Origin of the sequence: Terrabacter sp. Soil810, assembly GCF_001429645.1 — a bacterium.
Classification (GTDB): Bacteria; Actinomycetota; Actinomycetes; order Actinomycetales; family Dermatophilaceae; genus Terrabacter.
On sequence record NZ_LMSW01000014.1, the window covers coordinates 162,460 to 184,978 of the forward strand.

The 22,519-nt window shown below is 71.6% G+C and carries 20 protein-coding genes; 11 read left to right on the plus strand and 9 right to left on the minus strand.

All coding sequences use genetic code 11. The features are described from left to right. Window positions 1–65 precede the first annotated feature (65 nt). The 8 genes from ASG96_RS19100 (at window position 66) to ASG96_RS19135 (ending at window position 9,657) form a co-directional block, all read left to right on the plus strand. A complete protein-coding gene (locus tag ASG96_RS19100) occupies window positions 66–551 on the plus strand; it encodes an NUDIX hydrolase (RefSeq protein ID WP_020141640.1) in 486 nt (161 codons plus the stop codon). A 53-nt stretch (window positions 552–604) separates the two neighbouring features. After that, window positions 605–2,974, plus strand: coding sequence for a DUF6049 family protein (locus tag ASG96_RS19105; RefSeq protein WP_057589221.1), 2,370 nt, complete (start codon window positions 605–607; stop codon window positions 2,972–2,974). Window positions 2,975–3,029: 55 nt separating this feature from the next. Then, window positions 3,030–4,979, plus strand: coding sequence for a hypothetical protein (locus ASG96_RS19110; RefSeq protein ID WP_057588984.1), 1,950 nt, complete (start codon window positions 3,030–3,032; stop codon window positions 4,977–4,979). Between the two features lie 2 nt (window positions 4,980–4,981). Further along, the gene (gene sigM, locus ASG96_RS19115) at window positions 4,982–5,554 is read left to right on the plus strand and encodes an RNA polymerase sigma factor SigM (protein ID WP_056750216.1); all 573 of its coding nucleotides are present in this window, start codon (window positions 4,982–4,984) and stop codon (window positions 5,552–5,554) included. Window positions 5,555–5,760: 206 nt separating this feature from the next. Then, window positions 5,761–6,657, plus strand: coding sequence for a hypothetical protein (locus ASG96_RS19120; RefSeq protein WP_057588985.1), 897 nt, complete (start codon window positions 5,761–5,763; stop codon window positions 6,655–6,657). A 195-nt stretch (window positions 6,658–6,852) separates the two neighbouring features. Further along, window positions 6,853–7,908 (plus strand): thioredoxin-disulfide reductase, encoded by a 1,056-nt coding sequence (gene trxB, locus ASG96_RS19125; RefSeq protein ID WP_057588986.1) that lies wholly within the window; start codon window positions 6,853–6,855, stop codon window positions 7,906–7,908. Between the two features lie 60 nt (window positions 7,909–7,968). Further along, the gene (gene trxA, locus ASG96_RS19130; RefSeq protein ID WP_026865341.1) at window positions 7,969–8,298 is read left to right on the plus strand and encodes a thioredoxin; all 330 of its coding nucleotides are present in this window, start codon (window positions 7,969–7,971) and stop codon (window positions 8,296–8,298) included. 141 nt (window positions 8,299–8,439) lie between these two features. Further along, complete coding sequence (locus ASG96_RS19135) at window positions 8,440–9,657, plus strand: N-acetylmuramoyl-L-alanine amidase (protein ID WP_057588987.1); 1,218 nt, start codon at window positions 8,440–8,442, stop codon at window positions 9,655–9,657. Between the two features lie 53 nt (window positions 9,658–9,710). Here the strand turns inward: ASG96_RS19135 and ASG96_RS19140 are convergent, their stop codons facing one another. Continuing rightward, on the minus strand, window positions 9,711–10,367 hold the full coding sequence (locus ASG96_RS19140) for a GNAT family N-acetyltransferase (RefSeq protein ID WP_057588988.1): 657 nt from the start codon (window positions 10,365–10,367) through the stop codon (window positions 9,711–9,713). A gap of 174 nt (window positions 10,368–10,541) precedes the next feature. Here ASG96_RS19140 and ASG96_RS19145 point away from each other — a divergent pair, with 174 nt between their 5' ends. Beyond that, window positions 10,542–11,564, plus strand: coding sequence for a glutathione S-transferase family protein (locus ASG96_RS19145; RefSeq protein ID WP_057588989.1), 1,023 nt, complete (start codon window positions 10,542–10,544; stop codon window positions 11,562–11,564). A gap of 64 nt (window positions 11,565–11,628) precedes the next feature. On the opposite strand, the gene ASG96_RS19150 is transcribed toward ASG96_RS19145, so the two are convergent. Both ASG96_RS19150 and ASG96_RS19155 read right to left on the minus strand, forming a co-directional pair. Then, window positions 11,629–12,432, minus strand: a complete 804-nt coding sequence (locus tag ASG96_RS19150) for an alpha/beta fold hydrolase (protein ID WP_057588990.1) — start codon at window positions 12,430–12,432, stop codon at window positions 11,629–11,631. A 101-nt stretch (window positions 12,433–12,533) separates the two neighbouring features. Next, complete coding sequence (locus ASG96_RS19155; RefSeq protein WP_057588991.1) at window positions 12,534–13,427, minus strand: metallophosphoesterase; 894 nt, start codon at window positions 13,425–13,427, stop codon at window positions 12,534–12,536. A gap of 131 nt (window positions 13,428–13,558) precedes the next feature. Here ASG96_RS19155 and ASG96_RS19160 point away from each other — a divergent pair, with 131 nt between their 5' ends. Continuing rightward, complete coding sequence (locus ASG96_RS19160; protein ID WP_057589223.1) at window positions 13,559–13,960, plus strand: nitroreductase family deazaflavin-dependent oxidoreductase; 402 nt, start codon at window positions 13,559–13,561, stop codon at window positions 13,958–13,960. Between the two features lie 23 nt (window positions 13,961–13,983). Here ASG96_RS19160 and ASG96_RS19165 read toward each other — a convergent pair whose 3' ends face one another. Continuing rightward, on the minus strand, window positions 13,984–14,844 hold the full coding sequence (locus ASG96_RS19165; RefSeq protein ID WP_057588992.1) for an Fpg/Nei family DNA glycosylase: 861 nt from the start codon (window positions 14,842–14,844) through the stop codon (window positions 13,984–13,986). Window positions 14,845–15,022: 178 nt separating this feature from the next. Between ASG96_RS19165 and ASG96_RS19170 the strand changes: the two genes are divergently transcribed. Continuing rightward, a complete protein-coding gene (locus ASG96_RS19170; RefSeq protein ID WP_057588993.1) occupies window positions 15,023–16,462 on the plus strand; it encodes a hypothetical protein in 1,440 nt (479 codons plus the stop codon). A 28-nt stretch (window positions 16,463–16,490) separates the two neighbouring features. Here ASG96_RS19170 and ASG96_RS19175 read toward each other — a convergent pair whose 3' ends face one another. The 5 genes from ASG96_RS19175 to yidC form a co-directional block, all read right to left on the minus strand. Further along, the gene (locus ASG96_RS19175) at window positions 16,491–17,594 is read right to left on the minus strand and encodes a ParB/RepB/Spo0J family partition protein (RefSeq protein ID WP_057588994.1); all 1,104 of its coding nucleotides are present in this window, start codon (window positions 17,592–17,594) and stop codon (window positions 16,491–16,493) included. 449 nt (window positions 17,595–18,043) lie between these two features. After that, window positions 18,044–19,495 (minus strand): AAA family ATPase, encoded by a 1,452-nt coding sequence (locus tag ASG96_RS19180; RefSeq protein WP_369813633.1) that lies wholly within the window; start codon window positions 19,493–19,495, stop codon window positions 18,044–18,046. Between the two features lie 349 nt (window positions 19,496–19,844). Beyond that, window positions 19,845–20,636 carry a 16S rRNA (guanine(527)-N(7))-methyltransferase RsmG gene (gene rsmG / locus ASG96_RS19190; protein ID WP_057588996.1) on the minus strand — a complete coding sequence of 264 codons (792 nt, stop codon included), beginning with the start codon at window positions 20,634–20,636 and terminating at the stop codon, window positions 19,845–19,847. Window positions 20,637–20,711: 75 nt separating this feature from the next. Continuing rightward, window positions 20,712–21,386: a R3H domain-containing nucleic acid-binding protein gene (locus tag ASG96_RS19195; protein ID WP_056750179.1), complete on the minus strand. Its 675-nt coding sequence runs from the start codon at window positions 21,384–21,386 to the stop codon at window positions 20,712–20,714. A 97-nt stretch (window positions 21,387–21,483) separates the two neighbouring features. Next, window positions 21,484–22,476 (minus strand): membrane protein insertase YidC, encoded by a 993-nt coding sequence (yidC, locus tag ASG96_RS19200; RefSeq protein ID WP_056750178.1) that lies wholly within the window; start codon window positions 22,474–22,476, stop codon window positions 21,484–21,486. Window positions 22,477–22,519 lie beyond the last annotated feature (43 nt).

Here is a 22,519-nt window from a genome sequence, read left to right on the forward strand (position 1 = left end):
CCCGTCGCGTGCGGCGTCGCGCCGACGACGAGAGCCGTCCGGGTCCCGCCCGTTATGGTGGCGATGTGAGCGCGCAGCCCGTCCCCAGCCCCGTGCCGGGGAGGCGTCTGCCCGCCGTCGAGGAGCGCTCTGCCGGTGGCATCGTCGTCGATGTCCAGGAGGGTCTGGCCCTCATCGCGATCATCGCCCGCCGCAACCGCGCCGGCCGCGTCGAGTGGTGCCTCCCCAAGGGCCACGTCGAGCCCGGTGAGACCCTCGTCGAGACGGCCGCCCGCGAGGTCGCCGAGGAGACCGGGATCGTGGGGCGCGTGCTCGTCGAGCTCGGCACCATCGACTACTGGTTCGCGACGTCCAACAAGCGCGTCCACAAGTTCGTGCACCACTACCTCCTCGAGGCCACGGGCGGTGAGCTCTCCATCGAGAACGACCCCGACCACGAGGCCATCGACGTCGCGTGGATGCGACTGGACGAGGTGCACCGCAGGCTCACCTTCCCCAACGAGCGCCGCATCGCGCAGGCGGCGTGGAACCGGCTGGCGGGGACGGCGTGATCCTCCGAGGGTCGCGGCGTCCGGACACGAGCGGGCGCCGCGCAACCCGCCTCGTGCGCCGCCTGACCGCCACGGCGACGACGATCGTGGCGCTGGGGATGACGGCCGGTGGCGCCCTGGCGAGCGCCGCGCCGTCCGCCGGCCCGAGCACGTATGCCGCCGGGCCTGCCTCCTCGGCCGCGCACCGTCCCGCCGTGGTGCCCGCCAAGGACGTCGCCGTCATCGTGCTCGACACCCTGTCGCCGGCCGTGGTCGGACCGGGCAAGGACGTCACGATCACCGGCACCGTCACGGCCCCCCTCACCGGTCCGCTGTCGGGCCCGGAGGTGCGGGTCGTGCGCGGTGACGTCACGGTCAACCAGCGCAGCGCGCTCGACGACTGGGCCTCCGGCCGCACCGACACCTCCGGTCGCACCGTCGACACGACGTCCATCGCCACGGTGGCCGCCGGGCAGACGCGGGCCTTCACGGCCACGGTCCCGTGGGAGCGGCTGCGCTCCGACGAGGCCTTCGCGGCGCTGCCGATCTCGGTGGAGGTGGTCCAGGAGGGGGCGAGCGAACCCACCGGGATGACCCGGACCTTCATCGCCTGGAACGGCCGCAAGGAGTACGTCCCGCTCAAGGTCGCCACGCTGGTCCCCGTCACGCTCGATCCCGTGGTCGACCTCTTCTCCCGCGACGACGTGGTCCGGCAGGCTGCCTGGCAGCAGGCCATCGGTCCCGACTCGAGGGTCGCCCGCATCCTCGAGGGCACCAACGGCACCCGGGTGAACCTCGCCGTCGACCCGTCGGTGCTCGGCCCCGACGCGGCCACCGACTCCGGAGCGGTCGGTCCCACGCCGAGCGGCACGTCCACGTCCGGCGGCACCGGCACGGCCACGCCGTCACCATCGGGCACCGGCACCTCGGGGACCTCCCAGCCGTCGGGGACCACGGGCACCACGGGCACGCCGACTCCGGGATCCGCGACGAGCACCCCCGCGCCCGGGGGCACGTCCCCGACCCCGTCGACGACGACGGCTCCGGGCGGCACGCCGTCGGAGGCCAGGCTCGCGATCGCGCGGCTCGGCGAGGCCGTCGTCACGCAGCTGACCGGCCGCAGCGTCTGGGCGCTGCCCTACGCGGACGCGGACATCGCCGCGACCGTCGGCGTCGATCCCGCGAACTCCCTCGTACGCGACCTCGTCAGCCGGGCGTCGACCCTCGCGGCCCGCCTCGGTCAGCCGGCCCGGACCGACATCATCTGGCCCGTCGACGGGCTGATGCCGGCCGGGCGCGAGAAGGGCATCAAGACGCTGCTGTCCGGCACGACCGTCAAGAAGGCCGCCGGCATCGTCGTCAGCGCCCCCGCCGTGACCAGGGGGTCGGCCTACACCCCGACCGCACGGCGGGTCACGGCGAGCGGGACCCGGCTGCTCGCGTACGACACCCGCCTGTCCGCCCTGCTGCCGAAGCGCAGCGACCCCAGTCCCGTCCTGTCGGTCCAGCGCTACCTCGCCGAGACGCTCGTGCTGCTCGGCGAGCGCGCCGGCACCCCGCGCTCCGTGCTCGTGACCGCACCGCGCACCTACGACCCCGATGCCGCCGGGCTCGCGACCTTCCTCGAGGCCACCTCGAGCGCGCCGTGGCTCGAGACGGTCGACGCCGCGTCGCTGCTGACCGACAGCGGCAACGACAAGGCCGTGCCGCAGACGAAGCCGACGGCGGCGGTCGCCTCCGCCGCCCCCAGGCCCGTGCTCAACGCACGCCGCCTGGCACGGATGGCCGACCAGCGCGACACCCTCCTCAGCGTCTCCTCGGTCCTGCGCGACGGCGAGGAGTTCGAAAAGACCTACCGCGAGGTGCTCGACGAGCTCGCGAGCGCCCGATGGCGCTGGAACCCGGCCGGGTGGGTCACCCTGGCCAACTCCGTCGACGCCGACATCAAGGCGGCGACGAGCGCCATCCGCGTCGTGCCCCGCACGAGCACGATCAACCTGCTCGCCGAGAACGGGACCCTGCGCGTCACCGTCGAGAACGGCCTCGACTACGCCGTCGAGGACATCCGCCTGCGACTCGTGCCCGACAACCCGCGCATCCGCATCGTGGAGCAGCCCGGTCCGGTGACCATCGGGCCCTCCTCGCGCACCAACGTGCCGGTCGAGGTCGCTGCGGTGGCCGCGGGCCGTGCCGAGATCCGCGCCTTCCTCACGACGGCCGACGGCACCCGGATCGGCTCACCGGCCACCATTCCCGTGTCGGCCAACCCGCTGGACGCCGCCATCTACTGGGTCGGCGGCATCCTCGTGGGACTCGTCCTGCTGGCCGGTGTGATCCGTGCGGTCGTCAAGGGCACCTCGCGCGTCGACGAGATCGCCGACATCGAGGCCGTGACCGCGGCACACGAGGCGCTCGGCGATTCGGACGACGGGGATCGCGTCTGAGTCCGCCTAGGATGGGTGTCGAGCCACGCATCCGCGCACGACATGACGAGGGAGGGTGACGCACGTGCAGGGAGTCGGACCCGGATCCGTCCTGGGCGGCCGCTACGCGGTCACGCTGCGCACCTCCGAGGGCACCCACCACGAGCGCTGGCGCGCCAACGACCACACCCTCGAGCGCGAGGTCGTGCTCGTCTGCTTCCCGGCCGCCTCGTCGGTCGCGGCCGCCGCGCTCGACGCCGCCCGCCGGGCCGCGGGCATCGAGGACTCCCGCCTCGTGCGGGTCCTCGACGTGGGCACCGACCAGGGCGTCGGTTTCATCGTCGAGGAGCCCCTGACCGGCGCCGCACCCCTCTCGCACCTGTTGCAGAGCGGCGGCCTCTCGCCCGACGAGGTGCGCCGGCTGACCGGCGAGGCCGCCACGGCCCTCGACAAGGCGACCCATCGCGGTCTGCACCACCTCGCCCTGACCCCGAGCTCGCTGCTGCGGATGTCCGACGGTGCCGTCAAGGTGCGCGGCCTCGCCACCGAGGCAGCCCTCACCGACGCCGACCGCCTCTCCGACGAGCGGGCGTCCCGCGCCGACGCCGTCGGGCTCGTCAAGATCGCGTATGCCGGACTCACCGGTCGCTGGCCCATGGTGTCCGTCGACGACGGGCTGATCCCCGCGGGCGCGCCCGTCGGCCTCGAGGCGGCCCCGACCATCGTCGGTGGTGTCGCCGCCCCCTCCGAGATCGCCGTGGGCGTGCCCAACGACCTCGACCTCATCTGCCGCATGACCCTGGGCAACGGCCGACGCGGGCCCGTGTCGCCCGGCGACCTCGCCCTCCAGATCGCGCCGTGGCCGAGCGAGCAGGCGTCGTCCGACGGTGCCACCGGCATCGGCCTGCGCAGCCGCGACCGCGAGTCCCTCGAGCCGACGCGTGTCATGCCGTCCGTGGGCGCCGGGGCAGCAGCTGTGGGTGCGGCCGGTGTCGCGGGTGCTGCCGGGGCCGCCTCGAGGACCGGCGCCGGGGGCGACCTGGGCCAGCCGAGCACGATCTTCTTCGACAGCGTGTCCGAGGGACAGCCTGGCGCCACGACGACCGGCGCGCCCACCACCGAGCGACCCCATGGCGGCATCGCCGCGGCCGGGGCTGCCGCGGCCGGCGTCGCCGGTGCCATCGGCGACAAGGTCGGCTCGTTCGCCCGCGCCGCCGCCGACAAGGCCGCTGCCCGGGCCGCCGAGCGCCGGTCGTCCCACGACGACGACTTCGAGGGCGAGGACATCGGCCTCGTCGACGCGCTCGACGAGGCGCCCACGACCCGCCTGGAGCCGCCGCTGCCGGTCTTCGGTCGCGACGTCCCCGAGGCTCCGAGCGGCGCGCAGTCGCGCATCGCCCTCGCGATCGTCGGGGTGCTCGTGCTCATCGCGCTCGTCATCGGCATCAGCAACGTCATGAAGATCGGCCAGCACGACGGCCCCGCCACGGCCGTCACCGTCACCCAGACGCGCACACCGTCCGCGAGCCAGCCGCAGGGCACGACCACCCAGGCGCCACCGGCCACGACCCAGGCGCCGCCCGCGGCACCCGTCAGCGTCATCGGCGGCACGGGCTTCGACCCCGAGGACGGCACCGAGGCCGACCAGAACGTCAAGCTCACCTTCGACGGCGACCCGGGCACCGAATGGCGCTCGCGCTGGTACGGCACCGCCTCCTTCAACGGCAAGAAGGACGGCGTCGGGGTCCTGCTCGACCTCAGCGCGCCCACGGTCGTCAAGGAGGTCGAGCTCGTCCTCGGCGCCGAGCAGAACGTCACCGTGTACGCCACCGACTCGGGCTCCAAGGACTCGCTCGACGGCGCCCAGAAGATCGGGTCCATGAAGAGGGCCAGCGGCACCGTCGTCATCAAGGCCGACGGCCCGCTCCAGCCGGCCAGCAAGATCCTCGTCCTCGTCACCAAGGCGGCGCCCGCCGAGGCCGCGAACCACTACCGCGCGCAGATCAGCGAAGTGACGGTGCGCTGACCGTGAGCCCGGGGGTTGCCGCCCCGGTCGCAGATCTGAGCGACCGGGAGCTGCTGGCACTGCACGTCGACGGTGACGACCATGCCTTTGCCGAGCTCTTCCGACGGCACAAGGACCGGATGTGGGCCGTCGCGCTGCGCACCGTGCGTGACCCCGAGCTCGCCGCCGACTGCGTGCAGGACGGCTTCATCGCCGCCTTCCGCCGGGCCGAGTCGTATCGCGGCGAGGCCGCCGTCACCACGTGGCTGCACCGCATCATCGTCAACGCCTGCCTCGACCGGCTGCGTCGCCGTAAGCCGACCGCCGAGCTGCCCGAGTACGAGCTCGCCGACCGCCACGACCACCACGCCTCCACCGAAGTGCGCCTCGACATCCAGGAGGCGCTGGCCAAGCTCCCCGAGGGGCAGCGCGCGGCGCTCGTGCTCGTCGACATGCACGCGGTGCCGGTGGCCGAGGCGGCCGTCATCCTCGGCGTCGCCGAGGGGACCATCAAGTCGCGGTGCGCACGCGGGCGCGCGGCCCTGGCCCAGCACCTGGGTCTGACGCCGGGTGTCCGGCCCGTCGAGCACGACTGACGCGGTCCGCGCACGCCGTCACGGGGTACGGGTGGGACGGGCCCGGGTCACCTCGGGTCCCGCGGCCACCGTCCCGGCCCCCCCGCCGAAGAATGGTTGAATCCGGTGGAACCCGACGGCCACAGGGGGCCGTCGAAGCCATGGCGACCGGCATACCCCTGCCTGCCCGTCCGACCACCGCACGCCCTGCCTGAAGGACCACATCCGTGGACGAGTCCGCGCACACCCCCGAGCACCACCCTCGCGTCCGTGACCCCGACGACCGGGACGTGACCGAGCCGGCCGGCGACCGGGCCGTCGACCACGAGATCGAGGATGACGCCCCCCCGCCCCACCTCGACGCGGACGTCGAGCAGCAGGTGCGGGCCCTGCTCGCCGGAGCGGCATACCCTGGCCCGATGCCTGACGGCGTCTCCGAGCGCATCTCCGCCGCCTTGCTCGAGGCGGCCCGGCTGCGCGTCGACCCGGGCCCCCTGGCCGCCTCCCGCGCCGGTTCGGACCCGGCGGACCCGGCGGATCCGGCCAACCCGGCCGACACGTCTCACGGCTCGGTGCTCGCGCTGCCGACGCGCGCGAACCGACCCAAGCCGATCTACCTCGTGGCCGCCGTCGCCGCGGCCGCTGCCGTCGTCGCCGTGGGCGCGTCGGCCCTGCACGTGACGAAGCGGCCCAACGGGGCGGCGGTCATCGGCGACACCTTCGGCGCCGGGGCCTCCACGACGCCGTCGAGCCCGCCGTCCACGCCGTCCGGCCTCCACATCCAGCTCAGCACGACGGCATACACCGCCGCGAACCTCGCCGGGCAGGCGCGCGAGCTGCTCGACCGCCCGGGAGAGCCGATCCGCGACCTCGCAGCGGAGTCGCCCGCGATCGGTCCCATCGCCACGCCCATCGGCCTCGAGGCGTGCCTCGAGGAGATCGGGGCGCTCAGCGCGGCGGCCCCCGCGCCCGACGGCGTCTCCGCCGACCTCGCGACGTTCGACGGACGCCCTGCAGTCGTCGTCGTCGTCACCCGCGCCGGCGCCAGCACCGTCTGGGCCGTCGAGCGCAGCTGCACGACCGGCGCCCCCGGCCTGCTCCGGGACGCCACGCCCGTCCCGTGAGCCCCACGAGACTGCTGGCACCACGCGCGATGCGGACGCGCGCCCAGCGCCTCGCAGGCTGACGAGCGCGGGAACAACAACCGCCTAGGATCGGTTGAGGCCTATGCGGCTCGCGGCCTCCCGCGGCACCGGCACCTACCGGTCGCCACGCGGGGACGAGCGGCCACGACACGAGTTTCACGAGGAGCAGCCCACATGTCCGACGTCCGTAACGTCATCATCATCGGCTCGGGCCCTGCGGGGTACACCGCGGCCGTCTACGCGGCGCGCGCGAACCTCGCGCCCCTCGTCTTCGAGGGCGCCGTCACCGCCGGTGGTGCGCTGATGAACACGACCGAGGTCGAGAACTTCCCCGGTTTCAAGGACGGCATCATGGGCCCCGACCTCATGGACGGCATGCGCGCCCAGGCCGAGCGCTTCGGCGCCGAGATCGTCACCGACGACGTCACCGCCGTCGACCTGACCGGCGAGGTCAAGACGGTCACCGACGGCGAGGGCACCGTCCACCGCGCCCGCTCGGTCATCCTCGCGATGGGCTCGGCCTACCGCGAGCTCGGCCTGCCCCGCGAGAAGGAGCTCTCCGGCCACGGCGTCTCGTGGTGCGCGACGTGCGACGGCTTCTTCTTCCGCGACCAGGACATCGCCGTCGTCGGCGGCGGCGACTCCGCCATCGAGGAGGCGACCTTCCTGACGAAGTTCGCCCGCACGGTCACGATCATCCACCGCCGCGAGGAGCTGCGCGCCAGCAAGATCATGGCCGACCGCGCCTTCGCCAACGACAAGATCCGTTTCGCCTGGAACTCCGAGGTCGCGCAGATCCACGGCGAGGGCAAGCTCTCCGGCATCACGCTGCGCGACACGGTCACCGGAGACACCCGCGAGCTGGCCGTCACGGGCCTCTTCGTCGCGATCGGCCACGACCCCCGCAACGAGCTCCTCGCGCCCACCGACGGCGCCGAGGGCGAGGCCGTCGCCCTCGACGACGCCGGCTACGTCCTCGTCGACGGCCGCTCCACCCGCACCAACATCCCCGGCGTCTTCGCCTGTGGCGACCTCGTCGACCACACGTACCGCCAGGCCATCACCGCCGCCGGCTCCGGCTGCGCCGCCGCCCTCGACGCCGAGCACTACCTCGCCGCCCTCGAGGACACCGCGACGCCCGCCGAGGCCGCCGCGGAGGCCGCCCTCATCGACGAGACGGACTCCGGCGCGATCCCCGACCAGCGCGCCACCGTCGGCGCCGACGCCTAGCCTCGAAACCTGCGGCCCCACCATCCAGCCCACCCCAGCCCCGCCGTACACCGAGAAGGAATCCCCATGGCACTGAAGAACACGACCGACGCCACCTTCGCCGACGACGTCCTCATGAGCGACAAGCCCGTGCTCGTCGACTTCTGGGCGACGTGGTGCGGCCCGTGCCGCAAGGTCGCTCCGATCCTCGAGGAGATCAACGAGCAGTACGGCGACAAGATCGAGGTCGTCAAGCTCGACACCGACGCGAACGTCGACACCGCCGCCCGTTACGGCGTCGTCTCGATCCCCACGCTCAACGTCTACGTCAAGGGCGAGGTCGTCAAGACGATCGTCGGCGCGCACCCGAAGCCGAAGCTGCTCCGCGAGCTGGAGGAGTTCATCGCCTGACCGGCAGACGTCGAAGGGGTGGTCCACCGTCACGGTGCCACCCCTTTCGCGTACTACGCTGCTGACGGCGCCCGACCGCTCCGGACTGACGCACAGCCAACCGCGACCCCCTCCGGAGCCCCTCCAAGGAAAGGAGCCGAGATGACCCCACAGCAGTCAGTCGTGCTCCGGCGCGGCGACTCCGGCCCGGCCGTGGCCGCCGTGTGCGAGCGGCTCGTCCTGTCGGGCGACCTCCCGGGCGGTTCCGGCCACAGCGACCGCTTCGGCGACCCCGTCTACGACGAGCGGGTCGAGCAGGCCGTCAAGTCCTTCCAGCAGCGGCGCGGACTCATCGTCGACGGCATCGTCGGCCGCTCCACGTATGCCGTCCTCGACGGCGCGCGCTGGGCGCTCGGCGACCGCGTGCTGCGCTACGTCCCCGAGCACTTCATCGAGGGCGACGACGTCGTGGCCCTGCAGGCCCGCCTCGTCGAGCTCGGTTTCACGCCCGGCAAGGTCGACGGTCTCCACGGCCCGAGCACCGACACGGCACTGCGCGCCTTCCAGGCCGCCGTCGGCCTCGTCCCCGACGGCACCGTCGGACCCGAGACGATGCGCTCCTTCGCCGGCCTGCGCCGCTCCGTCAGCGGCGGGTCGGCCAACGCCCTGCGCGAGCGCGAGCAGATCCGTCGTAGCGGTTACAGCCTCAGCGGCCGCACCATCGTGCTCGACCCCGGCCACGGTGGCGGCGACGCCGGCGCCCGGGGGCACCGCAGTCTCGTCGAGGCCCGCCTCGCGCTCGACCTCGCGCGACGCATCGAGGGGCGCCTGTCCGCCCACGGTGTGAGCGTCGTCTTCACCCGCACCGAGGCCACCGACGGCGGCACCGACGAGGAGCGCGCGGCCTTCGCCAACTCCTGCGAGGCCGACCTCGTGCTCTCGCTGCACACCGACCACTCGGTCACGGGCTCGGCCCACGGGGCCGCGACGTACTTCTACGGTCACCCCGACAACGCCGCCCATGCCGACTGGTCGGTCATCGGCGAGAGCTTCGCCGACCTGCTCCTGCGCGAGGTCGTGGCCCGCACGGGTCTGACCGACTGCCGCGCGCACGCCCGCACGTGGCCGCTGCTGCGCCGCACCCGCATGCCGGCGGTGCGGCTCGACTTCGGCTACCTCAGCCACGAGGGCGATGCCACAGCCCTCGCCAGCGGCCAGACCCTCGACCACGTCGCCGAGGCCGTCGTCGTCGCACTCCAGCGCGTCTACCTCGGCGAGGCCGACACCTCCCGCACCGGCGTCCTGCGGCTCGACGACCTGCGCCGCCACCTCGAGACCATGCGCGCGCAGCAGGTGGGGGCCGATCGCACCGTCGGCTGAGACCGACCGAGTGGGCACGTCGTGCTCGGGACGGGTGCCCTCGGCGGAGTGGGTCAGTCGCGGTCGCTGACGTGCGCGTGGCTCGAGCCGCTGGGGTGGCTCTCGGGCACCGGGCGCACCCCCGGCACACGGTCCAGGGCACGGGCGATCGCTGCCGCTGCCTCGTCGCGCAGCGTGACGACCGTGCGCAGGTCGATCCGGAGGCGGGGGTATGCCGGGTGGTCGCGTTCGACCCGGAAGCCGACCTTCTCGAGGAAGCCGACGTCGAGGACGCACGCGTGCCGCGAGACCGCGAGCGGACGTGCCGCGACCGCCTCCAGCGATCGCACGCGGTGGCGCAGGGCGTCCTTCGCGGCCGACTGGACCAGTGCCTTGCGCAGTCCCCGTCCGGCGTACTCCGGGGTCGTGACCGCCGTGACGAGCATGAGCGTCGACGGGTCGGACGGTGAGGTCGGGAAGGCGGCCAACCGCGCGACGTGCCGCGCGGGAGCGACGACGACGTGTCCGGCGGGCTGTCCGTCGACGTAGGCGATGCGCCCCGGCGGACCCCAGTCGGCAGTGACCGACTCGACCCACTCAGCCAAGAGGACGAGCGGCTCGCTCGGGTCGGAGTGCCCGTTGCGGGGCACCGTCTGCCAGAACGTGCACGGCGCACACGAGCCGACGAGGTCGCCGACCCGGTCGGGCGTGAGGGGCCGGAGCTCACGCATCGTGCCTCCTCGCAGCCCTCATGCTCCCCATTCTGGCCCGCCGTCCGCCCGCGAGCACCATCAGTGCGGGAACCGCCGCGTCGGAGCCAGGTCGCGACGGTCTGCTGGGGAGGGCACCTCGGGTGCCGCGGGCGCTCCCCCGGGCCACCCGGCATACCGAATTAGGGTGGGCGCATGAGCGAGCCGGGCACCTATGTCGAGAAGAGCTTCAAGCGCGACACGCGCTACATCACGACCCGCATCACCGCCGACGGGCGCGACGGCTTCCCCGTCGAGGCGGGCCGCTACCGTCTCGTCGTCGCGCGGGCGTGCCCCTGGGCCAACCGCGCGATCATCGTGCGCCGGCTGCTCGGGCTCGAGGACGCGCTGTCGATGGGGATCTGCGGGCCGACGCACGACCGGCGCAGCTGGACCTTCGACCTCGACCCCGGCGGCCTCGACCCGGTGCTGCAGATCCCTCGCATCCAGGACGCCTACCTCACGCGCGACCCCGAATACCCCCGTGGCATCACGGTGCCCGCGATCGTCGACGTGCCGACAGGTGCCGTCGTGACGAACGACTTCAAGCAGATCACCGTCGACCTCGAGACCGAGTGGCGGGAGTTCCACCGGGAGGGTGCGCCGGACCTCTACCCGGACGCCCTCGCCGACGAGATCGAGGCGGTGAGCGAGCCGATCTACCGCTACGTCAACAACGGTGTCTACCGGTGCGGCTTCGCCGGCACCCAGGACGCCTACGACAAGGCCTACCGCCGGCTGTGGGACAACCTCGACCTGCTCGAGGAGCGCCTGTCGACCCGGCGCTACCTCGTCGGCGACCACATCACCGAGGCCGACGTGCGCCTCTTCACGACGCTCGTGCGCTTCGACCCCGTCTACCACGGCCACTTCAAGTGCAACCGGAGCAAGCTCATCGAGATGCCGGCGCTGTGGGGCTACGCGCGTGACCTCTTCCAGACGCCCGGCTTCGGCGACACGGTCGACTTCACCCACATCAAGCGGCACTACTACGTCGTGCACACCGACGTGAACCCGACGGGTGTCGTCCCCCTCGGCCCGGCGCTGGACAACTGGGCCACGCCCCACGGGCGCGAGGAGCTGGGCGGCTCGCCGTTCGGCGACGGGACTCCCCCCGGTCCGCCGCGTGAGGTCGTGCCACCCGAGCACAACCCCGTACTCGCCATGCTTACCGGCTGACACTCCTTGTGTATGCCGTTGGGTTCCCTTGTCGTTCAAGGGAACCCAACGGGTCGTCAGCGGTTCAGGCGCGGTAGAACTCGGCGAGGACCGGAGCCAGCACCGGGGCCGGCACCTGGTGGAAGTCACCCGGGAGCTCGACGGCTCGGGCGTTCGGCAGCGCGCCGGCGAGCACGCGCGCCGAGTCGTGCAGCACCGGCATCTGCGTGCCGCTGCTGCAGACCGAGAGGAAGGGCACCGTCACCCGGCGCAGCGTCTCGGTGGGCAGGCTCTGGTCGTCGTCGCCCAGGCAGGCCCCGTCGTACTTGACGGTGTAGGTCAGCGCCAGCAGCGGCTCCCACATCGGTGTGCCCCGCATGCCCTCGACCATCTCCTCGGGCATCCCGACGACGATGTTGTTGAAGTAGCGCAGGATGCCCTCACGGTCGCCGACCGCCTCGAAGCGCTCGAGCGTGCCGATGTAGTCGTCGGGTGCCGGCCAGGCCTCGCTGCGGTAGGGCACCTCGAGCGCTGAGCCCTTGGTGACCGGAGCGCCTGCGGCGATGGCCTCGATGACGAGTGCCCCTCCGGACGAGACGCCGAAAGCGTAGGCAGGAGCGTCGGATTCACCGGCCGCATCGATGACGGCGGCGAGGTCGTCGATCTCACGGGCGACGGCGTAGGGATGAGTGTCACCGCTGTCACCGCGGCCCCGTCGGTCGTAGGTCACTCCGGTCAGCCCCAGCCCGCCCAGTTCCTCGGCGAGGTCGCGGAAGGACCCTCGGTCGCAGAACGCGCCGCCGACCACGACCGCCACCGGCCCCGAGCCGTAGGACTCGTAGGCGATGGTGGTGCCATCCGCCGATGTGGCCTTCTCGATCTGGCTCATGTCTGACTCCTCGGTGTGCGGCCCGCGGGTCGGACCTTCACCATCATGTCGATCAGGGAACGACGTTCTCGACACTTCGAATATCGAAGTGTGCGGCCGCCTCACGTGCGCTTGCGGGAGAAGGCCTCGCGCCGATCGTCCTCGGGCACCGTCTCCATGTACTCCATGACGGCCTCCGAGAGGGCCGGCCACGTCGGGTGCTGCTCGATCGGCACGACGGTGGCCACGACCTGGTCGACGTGCACCTCGACGAGGTTCCACGACTGGGGTCCGTCGACGCCCATGAGCAGCTCACGTGGCGCCCCGACGTCGTCGACGTAGCTGACGCCGCCGGCGACGAGGACCGGGACCGTCCCGAGCGTGCCGAAGCTCGTCACGTGGAGATGGCCGCTGAGGACGGCCCGCACGTCGCTGCCCTCGACGACGACGCGCAACCGGTCGACGTCGTCGAAGTCGAGCAGCTGCATGACCGGTGAGCGGTAGGTGATGGGCGCGTGGTGGATCACGAGGATCGTTCCGTGCTCGGCTGGAGTGGCGAGTTCCTTTGCGAGCCAGTCGTACTGGTCATCCGAGAACCCGCCGTGATGGTAGCCCGGCACCGCGGAGTCGATCGCGATGACGCGCAGGCCGTTCACGTCGGTGACCGTGTCCTGAGGCGCATCCGTGTCCACGCCGTAGAGCATCCGTGCCATCGGCAGGCGCTCGTCGTGGTTGCCGCCGGTCAGGACGAGCGCGCACCCGAGCCGCACGACGACGGGCTCGACGACCTCCCGCAGCAGGGCATAGGCCGCGGGGTCCCCGCTGTCGGCGAGGTCGCCCGAGATGACGAGGGCGTCGAACCGCTCCCCCGACGACTCCAACCGTGCCAGGGCCCGGCGCAGCTGCGCCTCCGTGTCGATGTGACCGGCGAGCAGGCCGCCTCCCGCGATGAGGTGCGTGTCGGAGAGGTGGGCGAGCACGTGGGTCGGCGCCGGCCGTGATCCGCTGAGGGCCATGGCGCCAGCCTAGGCGGGCACTGGTGTCGCCAGGGTCGTCCTCGGGTGCGTTCGGGAGCGAGCCGGGCGTTCTGGGTGCTCCGGGGTGCCGGTGGACGGCTCGGGTGCGAGGCTGGGTGCCGGAGGTCCCGATGCCGATTCCCCGTGCCGTCACCCAGCTGAACAAGAAGTACCTGAACCGAGCCCTGGTGCACCTCGCGGGGCTCGGCTGGTTCGTCGAGCTCGAGCACGTCGGACGTCGCTCCGGACGCACTTTCCGGGTACCGATCATGGCGTTCGACGGAGGCGATGCCGTGACCGTCGCCCTGACCTACGGTCGGGGTGTCGACTGGCTGGCCAACCTCCGTGCCGCCGGTGGCGGGCGGATGCACCTGCGTGACGAGCTGTTGACCCTCGGCGCGCCCGTCGACCTCCCGGAGGACGAGGGTCACTCCCGGATGCCACAGCCGCCCCGACTGGTGCTGCCCATCCTCGGGTGCCACGACTACGTCGAGATTCCCGTGCGGACCCGCGCGCCGTTCACCGGGTGGTGACGGTCTGCTGCTCGACCCGACCCTCAGTGCCGCAGCTGGCAGGCCGGGCACCAGTAGAGCCGCCGTCCAGCAATCTCCTTCTCCTGCAAGGGATTTGAGCATCTCGGACACGGCTTACCCGTGCGTTTGTAGACGAGGAACCGTCGCTCGAACGTGTCGCCGAGCCGCTCACCGGTCAGGCGTCGGCTGATCGCTCGCGCCCGCCCGGAGCGCTTCACACGGGCAGCGTCCTCGACCTGGTCGGGCATGGTGATGATCTGGGAGAAGCTGCGCCCGAGGGGCATGAGGAGCACGAGGTCGTCCCAGATCTCGCGCCAGACCTGGTCTGACAGGTCGACGCCACGAGTGAGCGGGTCGACAGCCAGGCGATGCAGCACCTCGCAGCGGTAGACGTTGCCGACGCCGGCGACGACCGACTGGTCCATGAGCAGCTCCGCCACCGTGCGTCGGCTCCCCTGCACCCGCGCCCACCCGGGTTCGGGACGTGCACCCCGGCGCAGCGGGTCGGGGCCCAACGTCGCGACGATCTCGCGCTGGCGGGCCCGGTCCACGAGCGTGCAGATCATCGGCCCGCGCAGGTCGGCCCAGTGGTCGGGACCCACGAGTCGCAGCCGGACGGCGCCCACGGGAGCGGGTGGATGGTCGCCGTCGAGATGTTTCACGGGAAACATCCCGATCAGACCGAGGTGGACGTGCAGCGTGGCGTCACCGATGTCGGCGAAGAGGTGCTTGCCCCACGCCTGGGCCCGCTCGAACACGCGTCCGTCGAGACGCTCCGCGTCGGCCGCAAAGCGTCCCTGCGGGCTCGTGGCCGTGATCTCACGGCCGCGGAAGGCGCGGTCGAGGCGATCTGCGAGCGCGTGGATGGTATGGCCCTCGGGCATCCTCGTCCTCCCTCTGCCAACTGTGCCTCGATCCTGCAGGACGTACCCGATGCGCGACGCACCGGGTCCTGTCAGCGACGTGCCCGGTTCCGTGGAGGTCCGGGGGCTACCGTGGTCGCAGAGCAGAGTCGCGGACCGCCAAGGTTTGGCAGACCCCAACCGGACCCAGGGGAGCCGCATGAGCAACACCGCCCACGCCACGGCGGAGCCGACGGTGAGCCAGCGGACGCCGTGGAGTGCTCGCCGCGCGTGGCCCGAGTGGCTCGTGGTGCCCGGCGCACTGGTCCTCGCGCTCGTCGTGACGGGTGCCGTGCTGCAGGTGGCCCATCCCTTCATCAGACACGACGACTGGGCATTCACCCTGGGCCGCCACGAGCCCGGGTCCGCGGCACAGTTCAGCCGCAACCTCTACGAGGGGCGTTGGCTCAACACGGTCTACTGGTACGTCATCGGCCAGCGCACGTCCATCGTCGTGGCATCCACCATCTTCGTCGTGGCGTACTCCGCCTTCGTGTGGGGCTTCGTCCGCGCCCTCGCTCCCCCGAACCGTCTCTCGACGTTCGTGCTGACGTTCGCCCTGTTCGTCTCGGCGATCTGGGTCCGCCTCGTCTACTGGCCCGGCACCCTCTCGGCGTCGATGATCGTCGCCGCCACCGCGGTCTGGACGCTTCCTCTGGCGCGCCTTCGGCGACGCTTCCTGGCGGCCTGGCTGCTGCTCTTCGTCGTCCTGTCGATCCTGTCCTACCCGCCCGTGGCCGCCCTCGTCTTCCTCGCGTTCGTCGTCACCGAGCTCGGCCAGTCGACACGACGCCTCCTGGTCGGCGCGGCCGGCTTCGTCGGCGCCTATGGCATCGGTGTCCTCACCGTCTACGCGTTCAACTGGCTCGCGTTCGGTACCTTCGGCCTGACCATCTCGACCTGGCGTCGCCCCAACCCGCTCGAGAGCCTCGACGACCTCACGACGAACCTCGCGCGCTACGGCACGCAGTTCGCGTCGCTGCTGGGGCTGCTCGGCTGGGCCGCGGTGGTCGCTGTCGTCACTCTCGTCTGGGCGCTCGTCGACTCGTCGACGCGAAGGTCCGCCTTCATCGTGCTGGGCGCCGTCGTCGTCGTGGTGGCGCTGGAGGCCGCCCTGACGGTCTACTCCGGAGTCGTGACCGGCACCCGCGCCTCCCTCTGGGCCTGGCCTGCGGTGTGTCTACCGGCTGCCTTGCTGCTCAACGGGATTCGTCCATCACGCATCGCCGGTGTCGTGGGTCTGGCTGTCATCGCCCTGGTCGGCGTGACGTCATGGCGCGCCGATCTGGGCGAGCACCGGGCGACGCGCGAACAGTACGACGCCATCGTCAGCGACACGGCATCCGTCGTGGGCCAGCATCCTGACGATGTGGTCGTCATGTGGATGGAGCCGCGCTGGAAGGCGACCGCCCAAGGATCCATGACGGCGGTCACGGTGCGCTCGATGCTCTACGACCAGCAGGGCCTCTATCCGCGGTGGTGCGCTCCTGCCGAGTGCGCGGACATCGCCCGGGCGGTGCGGGAAGATCCCCACGCCGACGTCCTGCGCGTCGACGGGCTCACCGTGGTGCGGATCCCCCGGCCTCCAGCCTGGCTCTGAGAACGGGCGACGGCGAGACGACGTGCCGTCAGTCCTGCGACGGGGACGACATCCCCATCAGACCCAGGATCCGGCGGAGGTCCTCCATCGAGGCGAACTCGACGGTGATCTTGCCCTTGCGCTGGCCCAGGGCGATGGCGACTCGGGTCTCGAGGTGGTCCGAGAGCCCGGACGTGAAGCTGTCGAGCTGCGGGTGTCGGCTACCGGCCCGCGGCCGCCGGGCCTTGGGGGCGTCATTGCCCTCGCCCAGAGCGACGAGCTCCTCGACGTTGCGCACGGACAGCCCCTCGGCGACGATGCGCTGAGCCATGCGCTCCATGGCGGCGCCGTCGGCCATGCCGAGCAGGGCGCGGGCGTGTCCGGCACTCAGCACGCCGGCGGCCACGCGTCGCTGCACGAGCGGGGGCAGCTTCAGCAGACGCAGCGTGTTGGAGATCTGGGGTCGCGACCGGCCGATGCGCGTGGCCAGCTGCTCGTGGGAGCAGCCGAAGTCGTCGAGCAGCTGCTGGTAGGCCGCCGCCTCCTCGAGCGGGTTGAGCTGGCTGCGGTGCAGGTTCTCGAGCAGGGCATCACGCAGCAGGTCGTCGTCGCTGGTGTCCTTGATGATCGCGGGGATGACGCCGAGATCCGCGGCCTGGGAGGCGCGCCATCGACGTTCGCCCATGATGAGCTCGAAGATCTTCCCCTCCGCCTCGGCGAGCTGGTCGGCAGGGATCCGCCGCACGACGATGGGTTGCAGCACGCCGATCTCCCGGATCGAGTGCACGAGCTCGCCCATGTGGTCCTCGTCGAAGACCGTGCGCGGCTGCTTCGGGTTCGGCCGGATCGAGTCGATGTCGAGCTCGGCGAACTCAGCGCCGGGGACCATCGCCAGCCCGCTGCTCGTGGTGAGCGACGGGTCAGCGCCGTCGGATGCGGTCGTGGGAGGGGTCGAGCCGTCGGAGGCCGGGGCCGAGGACGTCGGCGATGCTGGTTCGTCGCGGACCGCGGAGTCGGCGGAATCCGCCGCCACGGGCTCGGCCTGCTTCTGCTCGGTGAAGAAGACGTCGACGGGCCGCCCTGCGCCTCCGCTCGGTGCGCTCGGGATGAGCGCCCCGAGGCCTCGACCCAGTGCTCGACGCTTCTCCGCCATTCGCCAACCCCTCACATCGCCGACGCGGCCATCGCGTCCGTCGGCCAGTCTAGGTGGTCGGGGCCGGTCCGCCCCTGCACCTCGGGCCATGTCGGGCTTCGGACCGAAGCGCCCTCTCGCCCCGTTTCACGTGAAACGCAGGCGTGTTCATGCCTGCTCGACGCCGTTCACGTGGAACACGGCGCTCGCCTGGTCCACGGAGCGCTCGAGCCCCGGTGGCTGCCCAGCTGAGGCGTCGCTGCTGCCCGCGCAGAAGCCCTGTCCCGCGGTGCCGTGCGCGTGCGCAGCACCGATCCCCGGACGATCCGTTTCACGTGAAACGCCGGGCGGAGCGACCGGTCCACCGGGCGTGGCCACGTCACCCGTGTCGAGCCGTGTCGGCACGCGTTTCACGTGAAACGGGACCGTCACCGTGGCGACGGTCCCGTTGACCAGGTTCGGCCGGTCGGTCAGGTGCGGCCCGCCGCCCCCCGGTCGGCGATCTCGCCGGCGGCCTCGAGGTAGGCCAGGGCCCCACTGCTCGCCGGGTCGTAGGTCATGACCGTCTCACCGAAGCTCGGCGCCTCCGACACCCTGACCGAGCGAGGCACTGTCGTGCGAAGCACCTCCTTCGGGAAGTGCTCGCGGACCTCGTCGGCCACCTGTGCCGAGAGCCGGGTCCGACCGTCGTACATCGTCAGCAGGATCGTGGAGACGTGGAGCGTCGGGTTGAGGTGACGCCTGACGAGGTCGATGTTCTTCAGCAGCTGCGACAGGCCCTCGAGGGCGTAGTACTCGCACTGGATCGGGATGAACACCTCGCTGGCGGCCACCATCGCGTTCACGGTGAGCAGGCCGAGGCTGGGCGGGCAGTCGATGAGGATGTAGTCGAACTCGTGCCCGGACTCCCCCGCGGCCGCGATCGCCTTCTGCAGGCGCGACTCACGAGCCACCAGGGAGACCAGCTCGATCTCTGCACCGGCGAGGTCGATCGTGGCCGGCGCGCAGTAGAGGTTCTCCACGGTGGTGCACCGCTGCACGACGTCGAGCAGCGGGGTGCCGTCGACGAGCACGTCGTAGATGGACGGCACCTCGGCGTGGTGGTCGATCCCGAGGGCCGTACTGGCGTTTCCCTGGGGGTCGAGGTCGATGACGAGGGCCTTGAGCCCGGACTGCGCGAGCGCTGCGGCGACGTTGACCGTCGTCGTCGTCTTGCCGACACCACCCTTCTGGTTTGCCACGGTGAGGACCCGAGGAGCCACCGGCTTCGGGAAGGGGCGGCCGGTCAGCTGGATGCGCCGGCGTGCGTTCTCGGCCAGCTCCATCGCGAGAGGCGTGTCCTGTCCGGCGGTCGGGATGGCCGCTGCCAGGGCCTCCCGATCCGCATGGTCGGCCCGGAGATCGGAGGCGCGGCGGGCTTCGTCCACAGCGTTGTCCCCAGCCTCGTTCGCCATCATTTCCTGTTCAACAGAGGCCTTTTCGGGAGAGTCGTCCACCGTGTTGTCCACAGGTGCGGAAGCCACACCCTGGGCGTCTCCGGGCGCCTCCGAGTCACCCTCATGGGTCGGGTCGACCGGCAGGCCGGAGCCCGGGTCGTCGACGGACGTGGCGAGGCCCGACCCCTGCACGCCGGTCTCGACGACCTCCGGATCGGCGTCACCGACGGCCCTCTCGGCGTCGACTGCATCGTCGGGCCCAGCCTCGTCGGATGCGGGCATCCGCTCCTGTGGGGCGGAGGCCTCGGCCTCCATGGACGGCTGGTGGGCGGACTCGATCGGGTCGGGCTGCACGCCGGGAGCCTCTCCGGCCCAGCCCGCGGTGTCGCGGGACTCGGCGTCCGACGATCCGTCGTCGGAGGGGTCGGCCGGCGTGACCTCCGGGCGGGCATCCGGCTGACCGAGGACGACCTCGCTCGCCAGCACGCCGTCCTGGTCGCCGGTAACGCTTCCCGCCGGTGTCTCACCCTCGTCGGGGGTGTCGAGGGTGCCGGCGCCTCCCGGGGCGGGGGTGACCGCAACATCGTCGGCAACATCGTCGGCAGCATCGTCCGTGCCCTCGCGTGCCGCGTCGACGCGCGTTTCGCCGCTCGTTTCACGTGAAACGCCCAACATGCGCGCCAGCCACCCGAGCCGTCGGTGCTCCGGTCCCGGCTCGGGTTCGCTCGGCCAGCCCAAGTTGGTCGACATCGTCACAGGGAGAGCACCTCCGGGGTTGAGGGCCGGCCCGCGGAGTGATCCGCGCGAGCCGTCCATCGAAATGGTCTGGACACGATCATGGCTGATGGCGCGGACGCCCGCCCGCTTCCGGGCCGGAGCGTCGCGAACCGCGCGGACGATCAGCCCGTCGCCGGGCCGACCCGGCGCTCGAAGGCTGACGTGAGCGGAAGCGGCGGCGGTCCACGACGTCGCCGATGGTGGCTCGCAGCACGATGGTGGGCTCCCCGAGCAGGGCAGCGCCGTACTCGTCCACACCGGCGTCGACGACGCCGAGACGCGTCAGGGCGGTTCTGCCCTCCGCGAGCTCCGCGACGGCCTGACTCCCCTTGAGGGCGAGCAGGCTGCCACCGGCGTCCAGCAGTGGGAGGGTCCACTCGGCCAGCTGGACGATGCGCGACACGGCGCGGGCCGTGACCCACGGGGCGTGAAGCCGGTCCCACATGGTCTCGGCCCGCGCCGTGTGCACGGTGACGTTGGTCAGACCGAGCTGGGCCACGGTCCCCGACAGCCACCCGGTGCGCCGGGCGAGCGGCTCGACGAGGTGCAGGTCCAGGTCCGGGCGGGCGATGGCCAGGGCCAGGCCGGGGAGGCCTGCGCCCGAGCCCACGTCGATGACCTGCTGCGTCTCCCCAGTCCGGGGGATCGCCTCGTGGACGACCGCGCAGTTGAGGACGTGCCGGTCCCAGAGGCGGGGGGCCTCGCGGGGCCCGATCAGGCCGTGGCTGATCCCGGTATCGGCCAGGATCGCCACGAAGTGCTCAGCCAGCTCCACCCGCTCGACGAAGACGGCGGCCGCCGCCGCCGGGGTGGCCGGCACCTCGATCGGGTCGAGAGCATCGTGTGTCACGCGCCCTCACTCCTCGGTTCGTGCCGTTCGGATGCAGCTGGTCGACTCCCGTTTCACGTGAAACGAGGCCGATGGTCAGGCAGGCAGGATGACGATGTGTCGGTGCGGGTCGACGCCCTCGGACTCGGACACCAGACCGGCGGCCGCGACCTCGTCGTGCACCACCTTGCGCTCGAAGGCTGTCATCGGCTCGAGCGAGCGCTTCGTCCCCGACTCCTGCACCTCGGCGATGGCGACCTTGGCCAACTCGACGAGCGCCGAACGGCGCTGGGCACGATGGCCGGCGATGTCGAGCATGAGGCGGCTGCGCTCACCCGTCTCGACCTGCACGGCCAGGCGGGTCAGCTCCTGGAGGGCCTCGAGGACCTTGCCGTCGGTGCCGACCAGGCGGCGCGGCACGCGACCCTCGTCGGAGTCGACGATCGCGATCGCGGCGCGGTCTCCGTCGACGTCCACGTCGATGTCTCCGTCGAGGTCGGCGATGTCGAGCAGGGTCTCGAGGAAGTCGGCCGCCACCTCTCCCTCGCGCTCGAGCTGACGCACCCGCGTCTTCTTCTCGCCCTTGCCCTCCGACTCGACCTGATCCGGGCCGGCGGCCTCATCCGAGTCGTCGTCCACGGTGTCGCCCTGCCCCGTGGACACGGAGGTGTCGGCGGCGACCTCGGTCGGCTCGGTCGTGGACTCGGTCGAGGTCGAGGGCTCGGTGGCGTCGACGGGCGTCTCGACGTCCGTGGCCTGGGTGTCGCTCATGGAAACTCCTTCGTTCACCGGGGCCGGATCTGTGGACAACTCGTGTCTCCGCAGGTCAGAGGCCCCAAGGCAGTGTGGACAAGTGTGTGGATGAACCTCAGCGGCGGTTCTTGGTCGGCTGCGTGCGGGCACGCTTCTTGCCCTTGGGCTGCTGGCGCTGGCCCGACTTGGGCTCGTCGTCGGGGACCGTCTCGGCCGACTCGAGGCCCGGCACGGTCAGCTCCTGCATGTCCTTGCCCTTGCGCTTCATCCGCTCGCGGCGAGCACGCTCGGCCTCTGAACCGGGAGCCGGCATGTTGCGGATGACGTAGAACTGCTGGCCCATCGTCCACAGGTTCGTCGTGAGCCAGTAGATCAGGACGCCGATCGGAAAGTTGATGCCCGAGATCGCGAAGAAGATCGGCATCAGGTACAGCAGGACCTTCTGCTGCTTGGCGAACGGGTTGTCCAGCGCAGCCGCAGGCATGTTCTTGCGCATCAGCTGGTACTGGGTCGTGAAGGTGGTGGCCGACATGAGGATGATGAGGACGGCCGTCAGGATCTTGACGTTGAGGCTGGCGCCGGGCGTCAGGAACGAGTCCGACAGTTTGGCGCCGAAGATCGTCGAGCTCTCGATCTGGGCCGCGACCTCGCGGGTGATCGGGCCGATCGCGTCGTGTCCGGGAACGCCCTCGGCCTGGGCCTTGAGGTTGTTGAGCAGCTGGAAGAGCGCGAAGAAGAAGGGGCTCTGGATCAAGATCGGCAGACAGCTGCTGAACGGGTTGGTCCCGGTGCGTCGGTAGAGATCCATGATCTCCGCCTGCTGCGCCTTCTGGGACTCCGGGTCGCGCTTGCCCTTGTACTTCTTCTGGATCTTCTGCATCTCGGGCTGGATGAGCTGCATCCGCCGCGAGGAGTGGATCTGCCGCACGAAGAGCGGGATGAGCAGGATGCGGACCACGACCGTGAGGCCGACGATCGACATGGCCCAGGCCCATCCGGCGAGATCGCCGTTGAGGCCGATCTTGTCGAAGAGCCAGTGCCAGCCGTACATGACCCAGGCTTCACCGAGCTTGATCGGGTAGAGCAGGGTGTTGAAGAACTCGATCAACGTGTTTCCTCTGTCGTCGGGTGGGCCGGCCGGTTCAGCTCGG